We start from the raw sequence: 4,424 nt of genomic DNA, 5'->3' as shown, positions 1-4,424 counted from the left end.
AAGTCCTGCGGGCTGATCGTCGGCACGTTCCCGCGCACGTACACCCCGAGGGCCTCCTGCGCGGTCTCGATCTGCTCGGAGTCCATGGCCTCCTTGTAGACCGTGCTGGTGTCGGTGGAGGCGTTCGCCTGGAACTCGGTGATCTGCCGGTCGAAGTTCCCCGACATGTACGCGGCGTTCGACAGCTCGGGCCGCCCGACCACGACCTCCTGCGCCGCTTCGAGGGACACGAGGTCGGTGGAGACGGTGAACTGGATCTCGGCGGCGATCCGGCTGGCCTGCATGAGGGCCGCGAGCGAGTCGAGGTGCGCGGCGACCTCTGCGTCGTCGACCAGGCGGGGGAGGATCGCGGCGATCGAGACGATCTTGTTCGCGACGTCCCGGTAGACCAGGTACGCGTCGGCGACGTCGTCGTCGGAGAAGTCGGCCTCCCCGGCGGCGAGCTTGTCGAAGGCCGCGCGGGCCGTCTCCAGGTCGGCGGCCTTGGCGAACAGGGATTCGAGGTCGTCCTCAAGGTCGGGGAAGCGCGCGGTCACCGCGGGCGTGCCCTCTTCGAGGCGGTCGAACGCCCAGTCGGTCTCGCGGCGGGCGACCGCGGAGTCGAACTGGCCGCCGCCGCCGTTGATCACGGACTGGACCAGGGGACCGGCTTCGAGCCGGTGCGCTTCGAGGGCGTCGTTCAGGTCCGCCGACAGGCCCGCGAGCACCTCCGCGTCGGTCGCGTTCTGGTACTCGTCCCAGACGCTGACCGTCTGGAACAGCCCGAGGACCAGCATCCCCATGAGCGCCGCGGCGATCGGAAGCATCAACTGCATCCGGATGGGGAGTCGACTGGTGCGCTGCCGGGCTTTACGGGACATCTCGGGGGGCGTCCTTTCTGGGGGCGACGATCCGCGCTGCGGCGTGCTGGACACCATCTTCGCTTGTCGTCGGAGGGGCAGTTGAGGCGGGGCTCACCCCACGAGCGGGCGCGCCGATGGGTACCGGTATAGCCGTTTTCGTGCACGAAGAGCCAGCGACGCGGCGAACAGGACCGGACCGACACGCCCGGTGTACATCGCGATCGTCAAGAGCCACACCGACGGCTCGGACAGGTCGTAGGTGATGCCGGTGGACTGGCCGACCGTGGCGAACGCGCTGGTCACCTCGAACATGATCGCGGTGATCTCGATGTTCGGCTCGAAGCGCTGCATGAGGAACACGCCGAACGCGTTGCACGCCACGTAGACCAGGGCGACCGCGAGGGCCTCGCGGATGACGGGCGGGTCGATGCGGCGGCGGAACACGGTGACGTCGGGGTCGCCGCGGACCTCCGCCCAGATGACCAGGAGCAGCAGGAAGAACGTGGTGACCTTGATGCCGCCGGCGGTCGAGGCGGCGCCGCCGCCGATGAACATGAGGATGATCGACGCCAGCTGCGAGTCCTCGCGCATGGCGCCGATGTCGATCGAGTTGAAGCCGGAGGCGCGCACCACCGCGGACTGGAAGAACGCCGGGAGGATCCGGTCGTACCAGGGCCACTGGCCGAACGTCGCCGGGTTCGACCACTCGAACGCCAGGTACGCGGCCCAGCCGCCGAACAGGAGCACGGCCGAGCCGACGAGGGTGAGCTTGGTGTGGACCGACCACTGGCGCCGGCCCCAGTGGCGGCGGGTCATCTCGAAGATCACCGGCATGCCGAGGCTGCCGAGGATCGACCCGAGCGCGATCGGCACGCAGATCCACGGGTCGGTCGCGTAGGACATCATCGAGTCCGAGAACAGCGCGAACCCGGCGTTGTTGAAGGTGCTCACCGAGTGGAACACCCCGTACCAGACCGCCTTGCCGAGGCCGAAGTCCAAGGAGGAGAACCGGATCGCGAGCGCGAGCGCCACGATCGCCTCCACGACGAACGTGAACGCGATGGTGCGCAGCAGGATCGCGCGGAAGTCGCCGAGGTTGAGGGCCTGGCTGATCTCCATGCGGGTCGCGAGCTTCGTGCGCAGCCCCAGCTTGTGGGTGACGAGCAGGGCCATGAGGACCGCGCTCGTCATGATGCCCAGGCCGCCGATCTGGAAGCACAGCATGATGACGAACTGCCCGAACCAGGACCAGTGCACGGGCGTGTCGAGGACGGCCAGGCCGGTCACCGACACCGCCGACGTGGACGTGAACAGGGCGTCCGCGAACGAGGTCGACCGGTCGCCCAGGTGCGCGACCGGCAGCATGAGCAGCAGCGTCCCGCCCAGGATCACGGCCACGAACAGCAGGGGGATGAGGCGGCCGGGGTGGCGGAAGAACGCCTTGACTCTGGGGATCATCAGGTCGTGGAGGCGAACGCCTCGACCTTGGTCGTGGCCCCGGAGACGATGAGGGTGTCCCCTTCGGCGATGACCGTGTCCGGGGTGGCGTACGTGAAGTCCTCACCCGGCTGCTTGACGCCCACGACGGTGACGCCGTACTTCGAGCGCAGTCGCGACTCGCCGAGGGTCCGGCCGACGGCCTCGGTCGGGGCCTTGGTCTTGACGATCGCGAAGCCGTCGTCGAACTCGATGAAGTCGAGCATCCGCCCGCTCACCAGGTGCGCGACCCGCTCGCCCATCGCCCACTCCGGATAGACCACGTGGTGGGCGCCGGTGCGGTGCAGGATCTGGCCGTGCTTGGCGTTGATGGCCTTCGCCCAGATCTCGCGGACCCCGGCCTCCTCGCAGGCGAGGACCGTGAGGACGCTCGCCTCGATGTCGGTGCCGATCGCGACCACGACGTGGTCGAACTCGCCGATCCCGAGCTGCACGAGGACCGCCGACTCGGTCGAGTCGGCCTGGACGACGTGCGTGAGGGTCTCGGAGGCGCGCTGGACGATCTCGGGGCGCTCGTCGATGGCGAGGACCTCGTGGCCCAGGCGCGTGAGCGACTCGGCGACGGCGGACCCGAAGCGGCCCAGGCCGATCACCGCGATGGACTCCTCGGGGAGTTTCTCGCCCCGGCCGAACAGGTTCATCCGCTCATCCCTCGGCGTGGATCAGGTGCTGACACGAAGTCTGATTCTGCCACCCGCCCGCGACCCGCGGGTGCCGCGGCCGCCCGATGGCGAAAAGAATGAGGAGGGCGGTCGATAACCCCTCATGACCGCCCCCCTCGAACACCCCTAACACTCTCCAAGGATGGAGGAGACTCCAATCCTATCTGGTTCCAGCGGAGTGTTCTAGTGCTCTGCGGGTGTGAATGTCGGGTGTGGGCGCTCGTCGGCGGCGAGGTGGGCCCAGGGCTCTTGATCGACGGTGATCGGTTGATCGCCGATTGTCACACCCTTCGTCTACGGTTGCGATGTGCTTCTCCGGTACCGCTTCCGCATATACCCGAACGAGCCGCAGCGCGAAGCGCTTGCCCGCGGATTCGGGTGTGCCAGGGTGGTCTACAACGACGCGATCGCCGCGCGCCGCAGCGCATTCGCTGAGGGGAGGCCCTACCCGACCCAGGCGGTGCTGTCCAAATCGTTGATCACTGAAGCCAAGCGCACCCCGGAACGGGCCTGGCTCGGCGAGGTGTCGGCGGTCGTACTCCAGCAATCCCTTGCCGGGCGAACCGGAGGCTCCGTCTTCCGAAGATCGGCGACATGAAGGTGGCCTGGTCGAGAGCGCTTCCGGCGGATCCCAGTTCGGTCACGGTGATCAGGGCATCGACCGGCAAGTACTATGCCGGCTTCGTGGTCGCACTCGACGACGACGCCGAGATGCTGCCGCCTGCTGAGGCGGACACCGGAATCGATCTCGGGCTGAAGGACTTCGCCGTGCTTCGGAATGGAAAGACTATCCCGTCCCCGCGCTTCTTCCTGGCGATGGAGCGCCGGCTCAAGAAAGCGCAGCGGCGGCTCTCACGCAAGCAGCGGGGCTCTGCCAACCAGGTCAAGGCGCGATCGGCCCTGGCGATCCTGCATGACAAGGTTCGCAGCCGGAGGGACGACTGGCTGAACAAGCAGGTCAGCGCCATAGTTGCCGAGAACCAAGGCATCTATGTCGAGGACCTGTGCGTTCGAGGTCTGGTCCGCGGTCGCCATGCGAGAAGCTTCCATGATCAGGCACTCGGTCAGTTCCTGGCCCGTCTCGAAAGCAAGGCGGCCCGGGCCGGGCGGTCGTTCGCCAAGGTCGACAGGTTCTTCCCTTCCTCGCAACTGTGCTCGGCATGCGGAGCGATCACCGGGCCGAAGGGACTGGAAGAACTGTCGATCCGCACATGGTCATGTCCCTGCGGAGTCGAACATGACCGCGATGAGAACGCTGAAATGAACATCCGGCGCGAAGGCAGACGCCTCGCGCAGGTCGCCGCCGGATCGGCGGAGACTCGAAACGCCTCTGGAGAGCAGGTGAGACCCGGCCAGCCGGGCGCTGCTCGAAACCCGCGGTAGCGGAAGAACGAGGAACCCGCCCGAGGGCCGCCGCTATGCG

Annotated in this window: 5 protein-coding genes and 1 pseudogene; 3 read left to right on the top strand and 3 right to left on the bottom strand. The window is 67.6% G+C overall.

Going from position 1 to position 4,424, the window contains the following annotated elements:
- The 3 genes from DI269_RS27625 to DI269_RS04540 form a co-directional block, all read right to left on the bottom strand.
- Positions 1-815 (bottom strand): nitrate- and nitrite sensing domain-containing protein (locus DI269_RS27625; protein WP_198667142.1); only part of this gene is annotated, 815 nt, incomplete at its 3' end.
- A gap of 138 nt (positions 816-953) precedes the next feature.
- Positions 954-2,300: a TrkH family potassium uptake protein gene (locus DI269_RS04545; protein ID WP_112133941.1), complete on the bottom strand. Its 1,347-nt coding sequence runs from the start codon at positions 2,298-2,300 to the stop codon at positions 954-956.
- Positions 2,300-2,980, bottom strand: a complete 681-nt coding sequence (locus DI269_RS04540) for a potassium channel family protein (protein ID WP_112133940.1) — start codon at positions 2,978-2,980, stop codon at positions 2,300-2,302. The genes DI269_RS04545 and DI269_RS04540 overlap by 1 nt, the downstream gene beginning before the upstream one ends.
- 328 nt (positions 2,981-3,308) lie before the next feature.
- On the opposite strand from DI269_RS04540, the pseudogene DI269_RS28975 reads away from it, so the two are divergent.
- The 3 genes and pseudogenes from DI269_RS28975 to DI269_RS04535 form a co-directional block, all read left to right on the top strand.
- A pseudogene (locus DI269_RS28975) lies at positions 3,309-3,383 on the top strand (helix-turn-helix domain-containing protein); the annotation flags it as partial.
- Positions 3,384-3,389: 6 nt separating this feature from the next.
- A complete protein-coding gene (locus DI269_RS27620; protein WP_232822614.1) occupies positions 3,390-3,599 on the top strand; it encodes a hypothetical protein in 210 nt (69 codons plus the stop codon).
- Complete coding sequence (locus DI269_RS04535; protein WP_198667140.1) at positions 3,596-4,384, top strand: RNA-guided endonuclease InsQ/TnpB family protein; 789 nt, start codon at positions 3,596-3,598, stop codon at positions 4,382-4,384. The genes DI269_RS27620 and DI269_RS04535 overlap by 4 nt, the downstream gene beginning before the upstream one ends.
- Positions 4,385-4,424 lie beyond the last annotated feature (40 nt).

It is taken from the genome of Glycomyces dulcitolivorans (assembly GCF_003265355.1).
In the GTDB taxonomy this organism is placed as follows: domain Bacteria; phylum Actinomycetota; class Actinomycetes; order Mycobacteriales; family Micromonosporaceae; genus Glycomyces; species Glycomyces dulcitolivorans.
This window is presented reverse-complemented; position numbering and strand designations above follow the sequence as displayed.

Excerpts from the sequence above, each read along its gene's own strand:
- DI269_RS04540 (WP_112133940.1), bottom strand. The coding sequence starts at position 2,980 with ATGAACCTGTTCGGCCGGGGCGAGAAACTCCCCGAGGAGTCCATCGCG.
- DI269_RS04535 (WP_198667140.1), top strand. The coding sequence starts at position 3,596 with ATGAAGGTGGCCTGGTCGAGAGCGCTTCCGGCGGATCCCAGTTCGGTC.
- DI269_RS04545 (WP_112133941.1), bottom strand. The coding sequence starts at position 2,300 with ATGATCCCCAGAGTCAAGGCGTTCTTCCGCCACCCCGGCCGCCTCATC.